A 19,167-nucleotide genomic window follows, 5' to 3' on the forward strand; every position below is an offset into this window, starting at 1 on the left:
TTTGAATGCCTTTATCTGAACAAGAGATTTGTAAACAAATAGCTGAAATCGAAGGTCATAAAACTGTCAACTCTAGCTCTGTTGGCTTGGTTTTTATAGAAAAAATAGGTTTTTGTTCTACAGACCTTGTTGAGATTAGTGATTCTGAAAACTTTAACCCTGTAGCAAATGATGCATTGTGTTTTCAGCTAATAAAGAAACATGAAATTGTAAGAGTTTGGGAAAGTTATGGTCAGCTAGGTTGGTATTACACTGATTTACAAAACTATCTAAACACCACCGGAAATAGAGAAGTGTTTTTGGTTGATGAACATGGAGATAACAGAGCAGCATTATTAGCAATTATTGAACTTCATAAATCGCAAGGTTTAACGAAACAGGGGTAATTTACCAGTGACTGTAAATAAGTGAGTAATGTGATGAATAGATTAGACGCAAATATTGAATATCTTAAAGAAAACGGAGAGGTATCATTTCATCTGAGTTCCCCAATTAAAGAGCATTCAATATGTCAACTAATGATAGGGGTAGATTTGCATAGTAAGTGTGTTATCCGTATCGATTTGGATTTTGTTAATCATTATAAACTAGGTCATTTTGATGAACCGCAAGAATTAGAAAGCGAAGTTAGTGTGAAAGAATTAAAGGCGCTGGTAGCATTTCCTGAGTTATTAAAAATTTTAACAAATACAGAAGATGAATCTATAAAAATATCGACTGTTTTATTTTCGTTAGAAGACTGCGGGTTTAAAAAAGGTCCGAGAGTTGATGATATGTATAAGCAGCTAAAAGAAGCTTTTGATAAGCAACCATAGAGGGAAAATGAATGGAACTTCATGATTTTGATATACCTCCATGCCCTGATTGTGGAAAAGAAAAAATGTATCATTTATGTGTTTCTCATGTTCCTGGTACTGCAAGTTTTCGTAAAAATGGTTGGTATTGTAAATCATGTGGGATAGGGCCAAAGCAATTAGGTTCAGCTAGCGAAGCAGAAGCCGCTAGATTTGCCTTAGTTTTACTGAATAAATAATAGAAGTTTGCAGAGGAAATTTAATGATGTTAAAGCTTAGATAGCCTTGAGCTAATTTATCATGAAAGCAGGAGTGCTCAATTCGTCGCAAGGCCTACCTCTAATTACCAAGAAGTAGTTTGTGAATAAAGTACTGACTTAATATAATGTTTTAAGCGTCAATATGATTTACGTGACTCACATCATCGATACGCTCACCATTCCAAATCATTTCAATCAAGCTGGCTTGAGTGACATCTAACACAGCCTTGGGTGTAAATAATGCCATGCACATAGCTGATCCATTACGAACACTAGAGTAGAGCACGCCTTGGAAGCCATCCTTTTTTAGCTGACGCGCCAATGATTGTGAAGATCTGTAACTCTCTGGGTTAAGAATTTCTGTATCATTCTCACATACTTTATGGATTGGTTTTGAATTATGTCGCACGACTAAGCTTCGAAATACAATCCGATCAAACTCCAACCCTTCAATGTTTTCAAAATACACTTGTTGATGATGCTTAACTTCCAACATAGCTGTGCGCTCTGTATCTGCGATATACAATGCACCAAATAACCCATCGTTAAAGCGGCCACCATTAGGATTAACATGTGTAAATGGAGCAACAGCGTAACTACGGCCACTGGTGCACTGGTATGGGATTTCTTTAGGATCGATAAGCTCTACGTTTCCGGCCAGATCTTGGATACGTGGATTTGTTAATGACTGCAGAGCATACAAGGCTTCATAATCCTCAGCGTTTGCTACATCATCAAACAAATTTATAGCGGGGTACTTCGTGCAAACCAATCTATACCCTTTACTGTTTATCCCCATAGACCGCCTCGCAATGCGTCAACTCGCTTCGCTACTTCATACAAATCACCAAACTTACCATCTTGAATAATTTCCAATGGTGTTCGACCTGCAAAAAAATCATTGTGATTTTTCATTTGCATAAACCCTTTAACGTTCGCCGGGTTGCTGAATACAATTCGAAGCGCTTGATGGATGTTTAACAAGTAGCTAATACGCTCCAGCTGGTCATCGCTAAGTTTTACTGTATCGGGGTTAGCCTTGAATTTGTGATAAGTCGTTTTTGTAAGTTTTAGAATGTTTTGAGCTTGAGATGCCGTGCAATTCCAAGCAGACAGGATGTTGTCAGCAGCTTTGAAGCCAGCTTTGGCCATTGCATCTCTGCTATTGTTTTGCATTGTTTGTACTTGCATATTGAAACTTCCAAAGGAGACTCTTGGTTAATTATAGTTCCAATTGGGAGTTATTTCAACGAATAGGATTTAGTTTCTTATTCAGTATTAAAATATAGTTTAGATTGTTAGCACTTAGGCTCACCTCATATATTTAAAACTAAACTCGATTATAAACCGTCCCTGTTTTGTGTCATGTTTTAAATGTTCGCCTATACTTTTTTTGCTTATTTTATAGCTTGATGAATTCCATCGAGCTGCCAAAAACCAGGGTAAATGGAGTTAATTAATGAGGTTAATTAGAGAAAAGGGAGTGTTGTTAGCCGCCGCGCTCGTTACAAGCATAGGAAGTATACAGGCCGCAATTGCAGCTGTAGAGATTCCTTTATCAATAAAAACAGGAAATGGTCATTACTTTGTCGCAGAAAATGCTGGTGGAGGAGAGGTCAATGCAAATAGAACAGAAGTAGGGGACTGGGAAAGAGCGACCATGGTTGACATCAATGGCGGTCTATTAATGTCAGGCGATAAGATCCACATAAGGACATCGAACAACTACTATTGGCAAGCCGAACACGGGGGAGGAGGCAACTTAACTGCAGTTGCAACAATTGCCGGTGCATGGGAAACATTCACTATTATTAAGCAAGGCCAAGAAGGGTTATCAATAGGTTACAATGATTATTTCATGCTTCAAGCTCATAATGGCTATCTTGTTCAAGCCTATAATTCAGGTGGTTCAGGTGTGAATGTAACGAAGCCTAGTATTGATAACGCTCAATGCACAAGCTCTTTCGGTTGCTCTTGGGAGATGTTTAAATTTGATTACCCCAAACCAATGCCTTCGGATCAGACAGCGGTAGTCGGAGGAATAAAATTTAGTTGGAGCTATGACGGTCCCATTCCAAATATGAGCTGTACTCAGATCCATGAAATCGTAGATCCAGATGGTTGGGGAGATAACTATTTTTGTAGTTCAGAAAATGTAGGGATGCAGTATAGTAGTGCTGGGTCAATAGCTGGCATGCAATGTACTCAAATCCATGAAGGGGCCGACCCCTATACGTGGGATGACAACTTCTTATGTTTACCTAATAATTCAGAGTTTGTTTTCGAATGGAGCTCGATCAGAGGTCAAGGTCATAACCCTGTTCGTTTTTACGAGCCTTCAGATCCTCACACTTGGAATGATAACTATCTGAATATTTCATCATTTAAATACCGTGAGAAAACATACAACGAATACACCTGGGTTGGGGCTCATAATAGCCATTCAAGCAACGGATATGTCGCACTTTGGGCAAGAAATCAAACAGTTGATATGTATCATCAATTGCGGGATTTAAATGCAAGAGAGCTAATGATAGATATTCGTTTTGAAGATGGCCGCATAGAACTGACTCATGGCACTGATAACGCCGGTGAATTTAAAGATCGGACGATCAATGAAATCGTAAGATTTTTACATGAGCATCCTAATGAGGTCATCACAATTGATACTGAGGTGACTAACAACGTACTGACTTATCAGCAGTTAAAGGATGCCTTAGATGATATGCCCACTTTCACTGCTTTGTTATTTAACCCATGGGATACGCGATGGAATCAACACAAAGAATGGCCGACTTTATCTGAAATGGTTAATGCAGGGCAGCGTATTATTATGCTGATTGATAAAGCAGATGTGTCTAAGCGCTGGAATGAACCTGACAGGTATCCGATATTGTATCGTTCTGATGTCACAGCTGAGAATATGTGGGCACAAACCAACCTCCAAACTTGTGAACAGAGACATCAATATGGTGAGAGAAAAATCAATCTGGCAAATTCTGGATGGTCTCGTCTATTTACAATGAATCATTTTGGTCAAACTGGTGATGTGGTAGCAGCAGGAAATGATAATAATTGGGATGGTTTGTATGCGCGTATTACGCCCACTTGTACTTTAGCTGCTCAGCTAGGCTCTAAACCAAACTTCTTAGCTGCCGATTATATCAACACAGGAGATGTTCAAGAAATCACAGAAGTAATGAATGATGGTGGTGTTATTTTTTATGAAGGCAATAACGCAACACAAAATATTGTTTGCGGTATGTCATTGACCGAAAATCGCACATTTACAGGTGGGCAGCATGGGTGTGAAAATGACGAAGCCCGCTCTGCAAAGTTAGTTGGGGTGAGGGCCGGTACCGAGTTTTATGTATATGACTCGCCAAATGGAAGTCTAGAAGATGATTTCGCTCGAGTATTTGTAAAGAAAAATATAGGTACTAATGGCGCCGTGATAAATTCGTTTGAACAAAATATTGATACCGAATTTTATTCGGTTGAGTTCTTTCGTAATAATGGATTAGATGGCAAAATTTCTCGATGGGAAGTGAGCCCTCCAAAAGGGGCTGCCCTTCCTTTAAGTAAAGGCGCTATCGTATTTTATGAAGGCAATAACGCAACACAAAATATAGTGTGTTCGTTGTTATTTGATACGAATAAAGGTGTGAATTTTAAAAATGATGGGTTTGGTTGTGATAACGACGAAACACGGTCTGCAGTTTTAGCGAATGTTCCTGCAGGTACTACATTTAGTGTGTATGACAGCCCAGATGGAAGTCATGGCGACGACTACAGCACATATGAAGTTAAGCAATTTATTTCAAGGTTCACTATAAATAGCTTTCACCATAATCATGAAGATTCAAACATAAAAATTACTCACCATCATCATAATGGCCTTGACGGTAAGGTATCTCGTATAAATATGACGGTACCGACCATATTTCCATACAAGACCGGCGATGATATTCTGAAGTTAGGAGAGGGAATTAATGTAGAACAAGCGCTTGTATCACATAATGGTCTATATCGCTTGTTGGTTCAAAGTGATGGGAACGTGGTTTTATATGACACAAATGGCACTTCTCACTGGGCTACTCATACGCACAGCACTGCAGGCTCAAAGCTAGTATTGAAAGCTGATGGCCGACTAAGTGTTCAGACAAATCAAGGTCAAGAGGTTTGGGGTGTAAGTGTTTCAGGTAAACACACTTTAATTCTTCAAGATGATAGAAATCTCGTCATTTATAATGAAAATGGGATTCCTGTTTGGGCCAGTAATACGCATATTTAATAGTTCGATTTACTTAGATTATAGAGCAGCATATTTTCAATTGGGAAATATGCTGCTTACGTAATATGAATAAGTGGCGCCTATGAAGAAGTCACTGTATTGCAAATCGACTACCTCCAAATCACGGGATGGTCTTGTGAAAATAGACATAAATGATAAAAAGATTACAGATTTTAGAGAGTTAGTTAACGACAACTCTAGTTTTGTTTGTAAGAAATATAAAAATATAAATAATAAAAATCTGTGGAACCCCATATGCTCATGCATGGACTGGATAACTGTTTCTATTAGGTTTCTTCAGGATTCTCCTGAGTTAAGTGAAAATATTGATATTAGAGTTATGCAGATGTATTCATTTATATCCGCCATAGATATTGTTACTGAATCTATAACTCAGCTTCATAGGGTATTTATCGATCCAAAATCAATTCCATTCAAGAGTGAAAAAACTATATTTTTGAATAAATTGGTTGATGTTGATGATACAAATTACTTCAAAGAAATAAGAGCCTGTTTTGGTGCTCATCCTGTAAATTTAAACCCAAAGGATAAAGGCAAGAGGTTTGCTAGTTGGCCTTTTGATGGCATGAATAGTGGTTCATCTGATTTAGATGTTCTCCTCTATAGCAATATTCCCAATGAAGAAGATTTAACCCTTTCATTAAATTCTAATGAATTAATTGCCTTTCTTAAAAGTAGATATGAATATTTAGATGTAATCTCAGAAGAAATTAAAAGGCAATTCATCAGTTTCAAAGAAAAGCACAGTCAAATTACGATAAACACCTTTGGCTCACCTCTTGAAAAACTTAAAACGCTTGCTGAAGAGTCTTTAATACGCTTTGACAATGACTATTATGAAAGTGTGATTAACGACCTAATTATTATCTTTGGCACGACATTAGATGGTGAAGAATATCAAACTGAAGAAGTCGAATTTAAAGAAAGTTTATTGCCACTTATTGAAGAAATTAAAACAAATTTACAATCCGTTGAAATTAAAGATTTAGAGTATCATTCATTGATTTATATAAATTCAAGCCTCGATTCAGAATTAAGCTACGAACTTCCTAAATTTTATTCTTGGCTTTACCGTGGAGAAGATGATCCTTTATTAAATTATTATATAAAAAGACTAAATAAGGTATCAGAGAACAAATATAAATTTAATGAGACAGATGGTTGTGATAAATCGTTCTTAAAATTAAAGCTTATGCTTAGAAGGTTTTCATCCGAATTAACGGGTCGATAGGCAGGAAGACGTTCCTACCCCTAATCCATTTGAATTAATAATAACTGTTTTTCTTTCAACTTATTTGTTGTATCTGAAATGTCTAGCCCAAAGTTTTTATATGTATCTTCGAGTAGATACTTCATAGCTTCATGAATTTTCAATTTTACTTAAAGAACTATATTTTTATCAAACTATTTTATCGACAGACAAAACAAGGCTTCGATGCTTGGCGTGTTTAGCAAAATGTTCACTTATATGATTTTTTGCTATTGCGAAAAATCATATCGCGACTTTTGTTTTTGATAGTTGGACTACAATTATCAACCTAATAAGCAATTTACAAAAAAATATCCTTTTACACAGGGATTTTTGAGTCGAACCATAAAAAATTATTTTGAAATCTATAGGTGAATTGGGCAGTGAAATATAATTCAAAGGCTTTTTAACATAATGTCTAATTACATAAATGTACCTTTATATAAGCGTATTTATCATGTATACTGGCTGCATATACAGTAGGAGTTTGTTGCTATTAGAAATTCCCTAAAATGACTACGCGACATGTTCCGATGTCAAAACTCTAAGCGCTTGTATTATTAAATTGATGAATTTATGCAGTTGTTGTTATTATGAACAATAAGGGTGAACGGGTATATTAATGAGGTCAAAACTTGAGCACATCCTAGATGCTAATAAGCTACCATCTACGTATGTAAGAAAAGGTCACTTAGCGACTGAAATTTACATTAATGAGAAATGTCCGATATATACTTATATAAACTCATTAGCATCAGAATCCTCACAAAAAACTGCTAAATACGCACTCAGCGCAATAGCAAAACATAAAAATCTAACTAGTCCATATGAGATTAATTGGCTTGAAGTCGATCGAAATTGGCTCCATGAGTTACGCTCTAAATTATCAGACAAGGGACTTTCACCCAACACAACCAACCTTTACTTAACCATTATCAAGCGCATTTTGAAGGAAGCTTTTTTTCTTGGTTATATTTCCCGAATGCGATTTGAAACAGTTATGGACGTTAAGGGAATATCCCACGCAAAAACGAAGATTCATGGCGTTTTGAGTTACGTACAATTTGATGATGCACTGAAACTCTGCGATGACAACACTAATCTTGGCAAGCGGGATATGGCCATTATTGCACTTACTGTAGGTTGCGGGTTACGTCGATTTGAATCAGCAAAAATACTCATGTCAGATATAAACTTGGCAGCGAAAAAGCTTGAAGTGAAGGGAAAGGGCGGTAAATTTCGTAATTTATATATTCACGATGTCACGATGAAGCAAATAGAACCATGGTTAATAATTCGAGGACTAAACCCAGGCCCATTATTCTTGCCAATTCATAAAAGCGATCAGGTAGACTTCTCTCGTTTGGATACCGGAATCACAATAAACAGCAATACTATATATGGGTGCTGCAGAAGGAGAGGGTTAATGGATTTAGAACAAAAAATACCTCCTCATTCTTTGCGCCGTACTTATGCTACATGGCTATATCGTAAGAAGGTCTCGCTTGAAGAGATAAGAAAACTTCTTGGCCACACATTCATTGAAACAACTAAAAACTATGTTGTTACAAGTGATGAAGAACTAAGACAATCGGTGATGGATAACTTATTTTAATACCGAAGGTTAAATAGTTCTCGGGATTGTAGAGCTTTGGACATGGCCCTAAAAGGGCTTAAATACAGATATATGTGTTTAATTGAGCTTATAATTGAATTCATAAGCTCAATTAAAGTTTATTCAGTTCTGCAAAAGAAACATTTTCAATTTTATAAGATCGACTGTTTTTTATCTGGGCTTTCCATTGCGACAACCGAGGGGCAAACACCAACATCATTACTATACATTTTACCTTTTATTTGCCCCATTGTTTCGAATAGACTTTGCATATTGGCTTCTGTTATTTGAAGTGGCGAACTTGGTATGAGGCTATCAATGATCTCTCCAGTTATACCTAGAACCTCAACTATCATTGTCCCACTTATTTCACCAGAACTAGCCATTCCTCCCAAATTAAAAACCCCTGCTAGATCTAGTTCTTTTGATTTAACTGAGTACTCAATCCGCACACGATAACCAACCCCCTTAACAGCGTCTTTGTCGTTAATGCTTATTTTGTCGTACTTTAAATAATCAAAAATCTGGAGGATTATATCGCCTTTCTTAACCTTTGCGCCTGCCCCCATAAAAGACAACTCTCCAGAGCCACTATCTTTTTTATAGATGTATGAAAAGACCCTTGTATGGGGAATTTTTAAAAGGGCATCCTTTTTGGCTTCGCTCTCTGTGAAGCACTGAGTACTTTCACGCTTTTCATTATCTTTAAGAAAACTCTCTGCAGTGGGGGAAATTGGTTGAATTTCAGCGCATGTATAGATTGGATAAAACATGGCCGCACACAAGATGGCTATCTTTTTCATTTTCACATCCTTGATTCTTATGGTGGCTACAATCGCTATTTAACGCCACAGGTTTAAAGTTTAAGCTGCTTTTATCAATTAAAAATTAAATTTTCCCAATACATTCCTTATTTTTAAATGGTTCTTTTTTAGAGATTGATACCTTTAGAGCTGTGATACATTCAGGCGTAAAATTTTGTAAATATATTTTCAGCATTGAGTATTTACAAGATATGTCGCTATCTGCGCTATTACAAAGTAAATAATTATTCATCAATTTATCGTCAAAATAGGAACTTATATATACGCTTTCTGTTATGCCTGGTTCGTTGCGTTTCTCATTCATCTGGTTTAGCAATTCCGAAACTTCATTATTGTTTAAATTATCAATAACAGGATCTGAAATTATCCCAGATTCGAGTGCCTGAACATCTTCCCAAATATCATAATTAGAATTTAAACCATGCTGTGCTTTACCGGAGCAAGCAAATAAAAATGAAGTTACTATAAACAAAAACACCTTAGTGGTTAATTCGCTTCCATATAATGTACCAGCCATGATTTCACCCTTTGTTTGTACCTTCAACTTGTACGATTTTCACTCAGATTTATGAATTTTTCCATTAAAATCGTTTAAATCATCTCAGCCATTTAACTGCAATGTTATAAAAAGTAGATAAGTTAATTTAACTAAGATTAAAATATGGCACCTAATTCCAGACTTTCGGTGTATTATTAGCCTATTAAGCTGGTGGACAAATTCTAAATGTTCGCAGTGAATAAAATCACACCCACTAAATAAGGAGCTAACATTGTTGTTACCTAGAAAAGCTCATCGTTACGCAAAACGCATTTGGGATGAGTTAGGGAATCTCCTTCAGAACCAAGAAATAAAAATTTTACATATTTTTTCTGCTTTAGCCTGCTTCAAACTTAACACAGATACTAGAATCACAAATTGGGACTTAGCCGCAAGAATAATGACCATTAACGCAGATGTTGGCAGTTGGGGCTTTTCAACACACCTAAGAAGAAACACCGATAAGTACACTAATTTAATTAGGTACATAGATTTCTCATTAGGGAACCTAGGCTATCTATCTGGAGCTAGGAATGACACTTCTGCAGATGAGGTAAGTCATTATGACCCGATTGTAAAAGAGCTCATCTCATTAATGGTCGAAGCTTTGAAAGATATTCCTTGTGAAATAGAGGCAGATGTAAACGAAATCGCCTTAAATATGAAATTACAATTGAAAGAACTAGGGAAAACTGATATCTAGTACAACTATTATCTGGTCTGGTGATAATCAGATCGAAGTGTCGAGCTTTATAGGTCATGAAGACTTCTGGCATAAAAATGGTGATTTACTAATAAAGCAAGGGGACTCCGAAATAGTGCTAAAAAAAGGAGACACTCTTGTTAAAGAAAATGGCAAAATCTATCTGCCATTATCCAAGACCTTTCATCAGGGCGAGGCATGTTCATACGAGGAAGAGCTTTCAAAAGCGCTTAAAATAATCAAACAACGAATAAATGAAAGACTGTATTCTCCTTCTGGAGACAAAACAGAAGCATTGAATGCTATTTCTTTTTTAGAGTTTTGGGCAATGCCACTTCAAAACTCAGCAGAAGCTTTAGGTTTCGATGATTATCTTGGTGCTTTTATTAGAACATCATTTGATACAGAGCAATGTGAAAAATCATGGAAAATTGGTTTTTTAAAAGCTCATAAGGTCGATAGTGAAAGACATGAAATCAGCATTAAACATGCTAAAAAGTTGTTAGCCGAATAGCAGGGAAAATAAAGTTTCTGACCATGGAGTAAATAAATGAATAATCTTAAGATACTTTTCTCATTATGCATTTTCGCTGCGCAGCCTGCTCTAGCTGAACACCCCACAAGTTTTAGCGGCGCTAAAAAAATGGCGGAAAAGCAAATTTACTTCGATCATTTTAAAACATTTTATTGCGGCTGCGATTTTGAATTTGATGATGTAAACGATAGGGATGGTGATGGCAACAAACATGAAACAATGGTAAATCCAGTTCAATGCGGATATAAGCCAAGAAAAGCCGTCACGCGCTCAGGTAAAGCAAACGCACGTATCGATCGGATAGAATGGGAACACGTAGTTCCTGCATACAAGCTAGGGGGCCACCTTGAACAGTGGATGGATCCTGAAAAATTCCATGACTGTAAAAGTACAAATGGGAAAGCACTTAGTGGCAGGAGCTGTGCTTATGCCCTCTCAGCAAATTTCAAAAAAGCCCATGATGATTTACACAACCTTCAACCGGCTATCGGGGAACTCAACGCTGATAGAAGTAACTATAAGTTTACAATAATCGATGGTGAAAATCGTGAATATGGTAATTGCGACTTCGAAGTTGACTTCGAACAAGACACCGTCGAACCGCCAGAAGTTGTTATGGGCAATATAGCCAGAACATACCTTTATATGAATAAGCAATATCAAATACCGATGAATCGGTTAGAGATCGATATGATGATTCAATGGAATGAACTTGATCCTGTTGATGAATGGGAATGCAAAAGAAATAAACGTGTTAAAGAAGTTCAAGGAAATGACAATCCCTTTGTTACGGTACAGTGCATAAAATAGTGGGCAAAAAAGCGAACACCCTCTTGTTGTAGGCTTCAAGAAGATTGATCGCGCATCACATATCTGATCCCGCACATTCAGACTCAGCCTCCAATGCAAGAAACATGACCTGCTCGAGAAGTTCTTAATTTTTTAACTTTTTTTTATACTCCCGTATTTGCTCCCGATAAGTTTCTTTCACAATATATATGTTCTTGTTTTTTGGAAGGGAGTAAGCAGCGTATACATCTTTTCCACCAGCAATGTCGTCGGTACATATTGTATTTAATTTAGTATACTTTTCTTCTTCACTAAACACTTCATTCGGATGACTTTGACAAGATTCACTCCAGTATTTGGCTATTCCTTGTAAGTTTTTCGCATAGTTATTTTCATGGAAGTTATCCAGAAGTACATTCTTTGCCCACTCTTTTTCAAAATAGAATTTGAGATGTAATTTGTCCGTATCATTCATGAGCCATTTTTTGGTTTGTACTTCGATTGAAATCAATTTTGACCAGTCCGGCGTAATATTTATAAACCCATTTTCTACGTTCCCATTGAATACTTGTAGTCCCGCATTAGAGTTCAGTATATTTTTTAGGTATTCTCCAAAATTGTCGACCATACTAAGCGGGTTTGCATTTACAACAAAAATCAAGTCATTTGACCAACGGTGACACCAGGTCCCGTTCACGTTTGTACTTTCTATTTCCATTTGTTCACACATATTTCTATCCTTTTAATTTTTTCAGAGGTTGTTATAGGCTTTAAAATCACTGCCACCAACCTCTTACAGCACCTAAAAATTACATGTTAAGATCATAGGAGTAATCTCCCCCCATAATTCGAATTGATTGTTTGCATTGACTTGATATGCAATTGGTCCTGGATTCCAATGCATTAATCTGCTTCCGTCACCATCTGGCATTCTTGGGGAAAAAAGCCTGTTTTGATTCCTAAAATAAATACTTGCATGGCCAACAATTCCTGTGATGATAATATCTGAATTATTTAACTCTGCATTCACTTGATTAGCAAAGTTTTGTCTTTCAAGCGGAGTGTTTAAATCAGGAACTTGAATGTGTCTAAACCCTTCTGGAGCTTCTTCAAAGTCTTGAGCAAGAAAATTTGCAATTTCATCCCTGTCAGGTGCTGGTGCTTGGTTCAAATTCTGAAGCGGACCATAATTCCCCCTATTATCGTTCCATCGATTTTGTATTATTTGGTTTTGATCATAAATAAGTAAGTCCAAACAAACAGCTAAACACGACTGGTTATATAATTGAACGAAGTTATCCAATGCCTCATCATTATTAAGTGCATTAAGTTGAGCTATAGTAATCATAATTTCCTCTTTTAAATTGTTGTTATAGGCTCACTTTATTGCCTATAACATAGTGCTAAAAGACAATGGTCTTTATCCACACTATCACTTTATCGTTTTGTGGTCTTTTATCACCCATATTAGGTGTTAAAGAGCCACTCAGTTAAAAACAAGACATCGACAAGATTATGTTTGATATTTACATCGGTTCTAGGATCTTCAATCCACTCTAAATGCGTGATGATGCTCATTGTAACGACCTAAAAAATTGCGATGCGCAATCAGATAATAAAACCCCAGTACTCGTCAATTTAAAGTCCGATCCCGCCCTGACTCAGTTACAAGTTAGTGTTCGTTCATTAATAAAAACCCAGGCAGCAACACAGATAAGGTAAATGTATTAGAGTGGTTAAAAAAAGATATTACACATCATTACACAAACTATTCGAAGCAATCAGGATCCGCTCAATTGGTAAGCGTCGAGCAATACCCAATTCGAAAACCCAATACGGATTTACATGGGCGTGATCGGCCATATCAACATCATATCGTCCAAACCTCCTGATATGTTCTCTATATAGGATCTTAGGCAATTAAACAGTTCTTTGGTAATAACAATGCCCTCAGATGCCATTTCGTTTAAGACGCCAGTTAGATCGGATACGTTATGCAACATTATTGAATCAGCGATCAATTTTGAATATTTGGTCTGTTTTGCTTGCTCGACCGGATCAACGCTTTTGATTGTTTCACCCCCAAAAGAGATCCAATCCTGAAAATCGTCATAGGATCCTACTTTTGTTGTTCCGGCTCGAATTTGTTGTTTAGCCGTTTTATTCATAATGTTTCCTCGCGTATAAGTGATGAGGAAAATTATGCGCAACTGTTTGAAGGGATATAAGTACGTCAATTTATTAGGCAGTTACGATGGAGTGGCAGATAGTCAACCTTCTGTTATTTAACTGGAACACACCTATCAGGATGGAGATGCCGTAAAGAACACCCCTTACAAGATTGAACTGAGCTTTTGCACCACACATTTTTATGCTCTCCCGGACGGTTACGCTGTTTGTAATATTGTGTAATACCAATTTTTATTACATGTAATAAAAATTATTCTTGGATATAAGTTTTGGCGTTGAAATATAACACCACTAAAAAACTATTAAATTACTAGAGTGATTCAATGGGTTAAAAAAGGAAAAATAGTTATGAATCAAGTCGCATTAAGTACAGTAAAAACGAGCAATCCGGTAGCTCCTCTTTCAGTATATAATCAAGAATTATTTTCTGAAATATCCCTAGACCCTTCTGGGCACACATTAAAATCTGTTATCAATAATAACAGCAACCTAAAACAAGCCCTCACAATTCGAGAAACCGGTTTTATTTCTATTGATGTAAATAAAACAATGATAAACCTGATCCAGGTGAGCGATTTACTTAGGATGGCCTATGCTGGTTCAAGAGGTCTGCCATGTTCAACGCCGATCCTGGGTATGCAGAGTGACTATCAAGACTTAGTAAAAATGAGCATGGTAACGACAGGGGCATTTTTTAGAGCCAGTTTAAATGCCGTCGAGTTTCATAACACGGCTGTCATGATGCTGGATGAAGCCATGAAACCAGAGAATGAAGATTCTAAAAAAGACTTAATAGCAGGTGCAATGGAAATGCTTCAGGAGTGCAGGTCTGTCGCAACAGATATGGCTAAACATTGTGATAAGCTCATAACTAAGTGCGATGAATTGATCAAAGCTGCATCGAATTCACTTCAAACTGCTAACAACGATTCAAATGCAACGCAAGCTGAAAAGAAAAAAATTATAGATAAAATCGCGGAAATGAAAGCAAAGCAGGCTGGTCTTCAGGCTGCACAGAACGAATATAAGCTTGCGATTGAAAAATATGACAAAGAGCAAAAACGGCTCGATGACAAAGCTGAAAAAGCTATGTGGGTAGAGTTTGGTGCGACCATATTGTCTGGCTTAACTCAAGCTGCCGGAACCATCACTGCGGGACTTGTAGGCCAATCAGGAAAGACCGCGCCGCAACCAGTAACTCCCCAGAAAGACCCATCTGCCTCTGAGCAACCAGCGGCCGAAGTGACACCTGAAGAGGTTCTTAAAAACAAAGAAGAAAAAGCCAAAAATCAAGCTGATATTACCAAAAATGAGCAAGCGCTTAAAGATACTAAAAAGAAGCTAGATGATGTAAACAAAGAGATTGAATCAATTAAGGACAAAGATTCAGAAAAACTTAAAGTGGCAAAGGGGAAAAAGGAATTTTTAGAGAAAGATATTACTAATAAGAATAAGGACTTAGAAAATCTTTACAACACCAAAAAAGCGATTGATGATGCCGCTAAGTCGTTTTCCAACTCTTTGAATAAAGTTGCAGAAAGAGCTGGAACTAAGTCGGACTCATTTTCAGCCCGTGCTGAAGAAGCGGGTGAAAGAGCATACAAATTCAGACAACTCAAAGCCGAAATGGCCGGTGAGCTTGAAAAAACAGTTGTAAACCTTGCGTCACTAAACATCAGTAATAATGATGTCGAAAAAACGCTGGCCTCTTTAGAAGTTGTGCTAGCGGTGCTTGGTAAAATTAAAACGTCATTCAGTAATACAAAAGTTTTTTGGGAAGGAGTTCAAGCGCACTGTAATGCGCTATCGACTGCAGGAAAGTCTATCGAAAAGCTAGTGATAACAATCAAAGTGCCCTCCATGCAACAGAAAATAATGAGCGACATAGAAAATACAACCATAGGCTGGATGTCTTTAGCGTACATAAACTATCGCGCATATAACGCGATGAAAGAGGCTGGGGCTAAAGTGGATGAAGCCATGAGTAATATCCCAGGCGCCGAAGAGTGTACAGAGATAGTCAACAGGCTTTCGCAAAGTATTTTGTCTCAACTCAAGGCTGAACATGCCACGAACTCTGAAAAGTAGTTAAACGTACTTCTGTGGGGTAATAGATCAATAAATCCAATGTTGGTTTAACAAGTTGTAGCGTCGTGGGCAAGGCAATTAGCTCAAAAAGCCCGGAAAAAGACCTCTGGTACCCCTCATTTCTTTTTCTCATGATTAATAGGAGTAAACCACCCCATGCAAAGCGATCTAGAACTCACAGCAACAACAGATATTGCTAAAACCACCAATATCAGCTTCTCTGATTTAACAAAAATAGGAAGCGATTTAAGTGGCGAAACATTAAATCATTTTTTATCTAACAACCCAGAAATTAAAGAGCAGATTGAAAATATAGAAAATGCCACTCAACCTGTTAGTCTCTCTAAATATTGTTTGCCTTTAGATAAATGCGTCACTGAACTCAGTGACGTCAATGCCATTCCCGTCGTCATTGCAACTATATTTTCTGAAGTCGCAGATGTCGTTAAGCAGTCGATCAGTTTAATCTCGCGCACAGGGGAGGATGTTACGTTTTTTCGAGATGCTTCTTTAGAGTGTGTGACACATCATGCAAATGCACTGAGGATAGTTCAGTCAGAAACCAATAAAATTACATTGCATCTAAATGAAGCAGATGTTGAATATATTTTGCAAAGAATAGACGAATGCAAATCGATAACCTCTCAATTTGCTAGTAAATACAAGCAATTGTCAAATGATGCACAAGCCTTAATTGATGCGGTGAGAGCTGCGTTAAATAAAGCGTCCAGCAAACTTACTTACTCGACAGAACAAAGTCGAGAATTGAAACAAAACCTAGATAAGCTAGAGTCTGATATTAAAAAAATGGAAGAAAGTAACAGGCAGAATTGGCAAAATTTACGTGATATTAGAGCTAAAAAACCTGCAGATAGAAGGAACTTCTTTACCAGTATTTGGCCTGGACAAACAAGCGCAGACAGAGACTATAAGCGAGCTGTTGCGCAAAAAAAACGCCATATTGAAGAGATCACAGAAAAGATACGTTCAAAGGAGACCGATTTAGAAAAGCGAAGACAAGAAAAGAAAACACAGCAAACTAAGCTTGCTATTTCTAATAGTGTAATACACTTACTATCTGACACCTTGCTCATTACGGGGGTTCTTAAAACAGTCATATCTGATACGAATTTGTTCTGGGAAGATCTGAATGCTCAATTAGAGTTTCAAAGTAATCGTGTTCGCATGCAGGAAATCAAAATCTATACCAAAAATACAGCTATCATCCATGCCAGTGTAAGAGAAGGGGCTTTGTATTGGATAGCGATGAGCCATATTTATTTTAATTCAGAAGAAGTGGTAAAAAGTACACTCAACAAAGCCGTCGACTCACTGATTGATGCAGCTAAAAAATTATGGCCCTTTTAAGCGCCCGTGAAGGTTCTGTCGCAACTTGTTCAACGTGATATGTTCTTCACAGACATTTGGCACTCTGCGCCCTCCGTTGCAAATAAGATCCACTCAGGAATAATATAAGGAATAATAAATGTCAAAAATATCAAGCAGCCTACTGTTGGATTTATACGATAAACTTGCTCAATTTTATATTGTGTCGACAGAAAGTTTGACAAACAAAACTTTCAATATAGGTACTGCGCATGTTAACGATCCTGAAAGTTTTATCTTGTCGAACTGTATCACCGGAAAAAACATAAATCCTTTAATAAATGGACTAAGCCAAATACAGATTAAAGATGAAGATAGTTATTTTATTGATCTTATGCATCTTGGTGTGTCACCTCAACAGTCAATCTCAGAGATGTTTTGCCATTCATTCCGCGAATGGCTTGCTCCCCATGTTCGCGGTAAAAAACTTGTCGTTCGTTATTTGTTTGGTTGCCAAAGTAAAGTTACGGATATCAATAATGACAGAGGCGCTAAGCTATTAGCCAGGTTGGTCACTGAACTAGGTGGTCAATTTTATGTTGCTGTATTTAACGGATCAGTCGCCAGTCATAAACTGACCGATAAACTTAAATTTATTAACTTGGATTTACAAATATTAAGTGGTGAAGCTGACCATCCCATTGGAGGCTGGAACCACGCAAAGATGATTGCCGTTAATGATATTGCAGCTATAACAGGTGGTCACAATTTCTGGGATGATTACTTTGCTAAGGAAAATGACCCCGTCAAAGTTGCAGATACTTCATTGCTACTACATGGTGGGGGACCCACACAAGCGGCGCATAGTTTTGCCGACCACTTATGGAAATGCATCGAAACCGAACTGCCTGCTCAAAGCTCATTGCATATATTTCAAAACAATGCTTTTGTCACCACGACCGATGTTCCATTTTACAATACGCCACCAAAGCCGAATAAAAATGAGCCGAAAGCACATAACCAAGTGCAATACTTATCAGTCGGTAAACTAGGGGCTATTGATCTTTACGAGACTTTATTTTGGAAGGATTTTATATCATTAGGAAATTTAGGCGCTTCTGTCTATTGGGAAGATGTCGCTGTTCCTCAACATATAGTGGCACATCTGCTGTCTGAGGAATTGGAAAAAACAATTGAACTAGCATCTAGAAACGCCGTTTTTTCTACCTTATTACTTAATCGGTTATATAATGATTATGCAAACGATTTAAGCAATGTTGATGCGGCTGAACGCTTTATTAAATCCTGTCAAAAGATAATGAACAGGGAAAACCCAAACCCGCATGACTCAAGTATCTATGTACGAAATGCCATCACCCGACAGGCAAGAGCCTCAATAAAGGTATCCCAGCAAAAGTTGGCTTTGCCGTTTTCTGAACTGGGGCAGCACGCTGAGGTTATTTTACCTTATCTAAATGCGAAATCTGAAGACGGCCTTTGGGCAGTTGATTATTTGTTTTCTGTTGGCGATGCGTTACTCAATAATTACAACCAAGATTCAATAATTTCTGTACAAATATTACTGTCAACAAGTAAAGGGGACAGTGGTTACAAAGACAGTTTAGGAATAGCTAAAACCAAACGAGTTTTAAGAAATATTTTACGCGCATTATGTAAAGACTCAAAAATTGCCGATACATTAGTTAATCAGAATGTTGAATTTAAAGAACTAGATTTCGATAACCTTACTTTAAACCACAGTAAGTTCTGGCTGATTGACGATACCTATTGTTATCTGGGTTCAGACAATATTTATCCTGGTTTTTTACAAGAGTATGGCTATGTATTAAAAGTAAACGGTGACAATAATCGGGAAGTCAAGGCAGCGATAACTAAGTACTGGAACAGTTACTGGCTCTGTTTGTAGGAGGGCGTTCAAAA

At 37.3% G+C, this 19,167-nt stretch carries 19 protein-coding genes; 12 read left to right on the top strand and 7 right to left on the bottom strand.

Annotated elements, in window-relative coordinates; translation table 11 throughout:
* Nucleotides 1-5 precede the first annotated feature (5 nt).
* The 3 genes from PULV_RS01340 to PULV_RS01350 are packed head-to-tail and all read left to right on the top strand — an operon-like array spanning nt 6 to nt 1,033.
* Nucleotides 6-386 carry a hypothetical protein gene (locus tag PULV_RS01340; protein WP_193330685.1) on the top strand — a complete coding sequence of 127 codons (381 nt, stop codon included), beginning with the start codon at nt 6-8 and terminating at the stop codon, nt 384-386.
* A gap of 33 nt (nt 387-419) precedes the next feature.
* Nucleotides 420-815, top strand: a complete 396-nt coding sequence (locus tag PULV_RS01345) for a hypothetical protein (protein WP_193330686.1) — start codon at nt 420-422, stop codon at nt 813-815.
* An 11-nt stretch (nt 816-826) separates the two neighbouring features.
* On the top strand, nt 827-1,033 hold the full coding sequence (locus PULV_RS01350; RefSeq protein ID WP_193330687.1) for a hypothetical protein: 207 nt from the start codon (nt 827-829) through the stop codon (nt 1,031-1,033).
* 151 nt (nt 1,034-1,184) lie between these two features.
* On the opposite strand, the gene PULV_RS01355 is transcribed toward PULV_RS01350, so the two are convergent.
* Together PULV_RS01355 and PULV_RS01360 are read right to left on the bottom strand one after the other, a co-directional pair.
* On the bottom strand, nt 1,185-1,826 hold the full coding sequence (locus PULV_RS01355) for an RES family NAD+ phosphorylase (RefSeq protein WP_227009330.1): 642 nt from the start codon (nt 1,824-1,826) through the stop codon (nt 1,185-1,187).
* A 17-nt stretch (nt 1,827-1,843) separates the two neighbouring features.
* The gene (locus PULV_RS01360; RefSeq protein WP_193330689.1) at nt 1,844-2,245 is read right to left on the bottom strand and encodes an MbcA/ParS/Xre antitoxin family protein; all 402 of its coding nucleotides are present in this window, start codon (nt 2,243-2,245) and stop codon (nt 1,844-1,846) included.
* Between the two features lie 268 nt (nt 2,246-2,513).
* Here PULV_RS01360 and PULV_RS01365 point away from each other — a divergent pair, with 268 nt between their 5' ends.
* The 3 genes from PULV_RS01365 (at nt 2,514) to PULV_RS01375 (ending at nt 8,233) form a co-directional block, all read left to right on the top strand.
* Nucleotides 2,514-5,348, top strand: a complete 2,835-nt coding sequence (locus PULV_RS01365; RefSeq protein WP_193330690.1) for a hypothetical protein — start codon at nt 2,514-2,516, stop codon at nt 5,346-5,348.
* A 136-nt stretch (nt 5,349-5,484) separates the two neighbouring features.
* The gene (locus tag PULV_RS01370) at nt 5,485-6,600 is read left to right on the top strand and encodes a hypothetical protein (protein ID WP_193330691.1); all 1,116 of its coding nucleotides are present in this window, start codon (nt 5,485-5,487) and stop codon (nt 6,598-6,600) included.
* Nucleotides 6,601-7,240: 640 nt separating this feature from the next.
* Complete coding sequence (locus tag PULV_RS01375) at nt 7,241-8,233, top strand: tyrosine-type recombinase/integrase (RefSeq protein WP_193330692.1); 993 nt, start codon at nt 7,241-7,243, stop codon at nt 8,231-8,233.
* Nucleotides 8,234-8,385: 152 nt separating this feature from the next.
* Here the strand turns inward: PULV_RS01375 and PULV_RS01380 are convergent, their stop codons facing one another.
* Nucleotides 8,386-9,036: a hypothetical protein gene (locus tag PULV_RS01380; RefSeq protein ID WP_193330693.1), complete on the bottom strand. Its 651-nt coding sequence runs from the start codon at nt 9,034-9,036 to the stop codon at nt 8,386-8,388.
* Between the two features lie 85 nt (nt 9,037-9,121).
* Nucleotides 9,122-9,574 (bottom strand): hypothetical protein, encoded by a 453-nt coding sequence (locus PULV_RS01385; RefSeq protein ID WP_193330694.1) that lies wholly within the window; start codon nt 9,572-9,574, stop codon nt 9,122-9,124.
* A gap of 253 nt (nt 9,575-9,827) precedes the next feature.
* On the opposite strand from PULV_RS01385, the gene PULV_RS01390 reads away from it, so the two are divergent.
* From PULV_RS01390 to PULV_RS01400, 3 genes are all read left to right on the top strand, one after another.
* The gene (locus PULV_RS01390) at nt 9,828-10,298 is read left to right on the top strand and encodes a hypothetical protein (RefSeq protein ID WP_193330695.1); all 471 of its coding nucleotides are present in this window, start codon (nt 9,828-9,830) and stop codon (nt 10,296-10,298) included.
* Between the two features lie 115 nt (nt 10,299-10,413).
* Complete coding sequence (locus PULV_RS01395; protein ID WP_193330696.1) at nt 10,414-10,812, top strand: hypothetical protein; 399 nt, start codon at nt 10,414-10,416, stop codon at nt 10,810-10,812.
* Between the two features lie 36 nt (nt 10,813-10,848).
* Nucleotides 10,849-11,643, top strand: a complete 795-nt coding sequence (locus PULV_RS01400) for an endonuclease (RefSeq protein WP_193330697.1) — start codon at nt 10,849-10,851, stop codon at nt 11,641-11,643.
* 124 nt (nt 11,644-11,767) lie between these two features.
* On the opposite strand, the gene PULV_RS01405 is transcribed toward PULV_RS01400, so the two are convergent.
* The 3 genes from PULV_RS01405 to PULV_RS01415 form a co-directional block, all read right to left on the bottom strand.
* Nucleotides 11,768-12,352 (bottom strand): hypothetical protein, encoded by a 585-nt coding sequence (locus PULV_RS01405; RefSeq protein ID WP_193330698.1) that lies wholly within the window; start codon nt 12,350-12,352, stop codon nt 11,768-11,770.
* 72 nt (nt 12,353-12,424) lie between these two features.
* Nucleotides 12,425-12,970, bottom strand: a complete 546-nt coding sequence (locus PULV_RS01410; protein ID WP_193330699.1) for a hypothetical protein — start codon at nt 12,968-12,970, stop codon at nt 12,425-12,427.
* 493 nt (nt 12,971-13,463) lie between these two features.
* Entirely contained in the window at nt 13,464-13,859 is a 396-nt protein-coding gene (locus PULV_RS01415; RefSeq protein WP_319608755.1) for a Tn3 family transposase, read from the bottom strand.
* A gap of 301 nt (nt 13,860-14,160) precedes the next feature.
* Between PULV_RS01415 and PULV_RS01420 the strand changes: the two genes are divergently transcribed.
* The 3 genes from PULV_RS01420 (at nt 14,161) to PULV_RS01430 (ending at nt 19,153) form a co-directional block, all read left to right on the top strand.
* Nucleotides 14,161-15,900, top strand: coding sequence for a hypothetical protein (locus PULV_RS01420; RefSeq protein ID WP_193330701.1), 1,740 nt, complete (start codon nt 14,161-14,163; stop codon nt 15,898-15,900).
* 156 nt (nt 15,901-16,056) lie between these two features.
* Nucleotides 16,057-17,268 (top strand): OmpH family outer membrane protein, encoded by a 1,212-nt coding sequence (locus PULV_RS01425; RefSeq protein WP_193330702.1) that lies wholly within the window; start codon nt 16,057-16,059, stop codon nt 17,266-17,268.
* Between the two features lie 118 nt (nt 17,269-17,386).
* Nucleotides 17,387-19,153, top strand: a complete 1,767-nt coding sequence (locus PULV_RS01430; RefSeq protein ID WP_193330703.1) for a phospholipase D-like domain-containing protein — start codon at nt 17,387-17,389, stop codon at nt 19,151-19,153.
* The last annotated feature ends 14 nt before the right edge of the window (nt 19,154-19,167 follow it).

This window comes from Pseudoalteromonas ulvae UL12 (assembly GCF_014925405.1).
GTDB classification, from domain to species: Bacteria; Pseudomonadota; Gammaproteobacteria; order Enterobacterales; family Alteromonadaceae; genus Pseudoalteromonas; species Pseudoalteromonas ulvae.

Coding starts and splice junctions, on each gene's coding strand:
- PULV_RS01340 (WP_193330685.1), top strand. CDS start 6: ATGCCTTTATCTGAACAAGAGATTTGTAAACAAATAGCTGAAATCGAA.
- PULV_RS01345 (WP_193330686.1), top strand. CDS start 420: ATGAATAGATTAGACGCAAATATTGAATATCTTAAAGAAAACGGAGAG.
- PULV_RS01350 (WP_193330687.1), top strand. CDS start 827: ATGGAACTTCATGATTTTGATATACCTCCATGCCCTGATTGTGGAAAA.
- PULV_RS01360 (WP_193330689.1), bottom strand. CDS start 2,245: ATGCAAGTACAAACAATGCAAAACAATAGCAGAGATGCAATGGCCAAA.
- PULV_RS01365 (WP_193330690.1), top strand. CDS start 2,514: ATGAGGTTAATTAGAGAAAAGGGAGTGTTGTTAGCCGCCGCGCTCGTT.
- PULV_RS01375 (WP_193330692.1), top strand. CDS start 7,241: ATGAGGTCAAAACTTGAGCACATCCTAGATGCTAATAAGCTACCATCT.
- PULV_RS01380 (WP_193330693.1), bottom strand. CDS start 9,036: ATGAAAAAGATAGCCATCTTGTGTGCGGCCATGTTTTATCCAATCTAT.
- PULV_RS01385 (WP_193330694.1), bottom strand. CDS start 9,574: ATGGCTGGTACATTATATGGAAGCGAATTAACCACTAAGGTGTTTTTG.
- PULV_RS01400 (WP_193330697.1), top strand. CDS start 10,849: ATGAATAATCTTAAGATACTTTTCTCATTATGCATTTTCGCTGCGCAG.
- PULV_RS01405 (WP_193330698.1), bottom strand. CDS start 12,352: ATGTGTGAACAAATGGAAATAGAAAGTACAAACGTGAACGGGACCTGG.
- PULV_RS01410 (WP_193330699.1), bottom strand. CDS start 12,970: ATGATTACTATAGCTCAACTTAATGCACTTAATAATGATGAGGCATTG.
- PULV_RS01420 (WP_193330701.1), top strand. CDS start 14,161: ATGAATCAAGTCGCATTAAGTACAGTAAAAACGAGCAATCCGGTAGCT.
- PULV_RS01425 (WP_193330702.1), top strand. CDS start 16,057: ATGCAAAGCGATCTAGAACTCACAGCAACAACAGATATTGCTAAAACC.
- PULV_RS01430 (WP_193330703.1), top strand. CDS start 17,387: ATGTCAAAAATATCAAGCAGCCTACTGTTGGATTTATACGATAAACTT.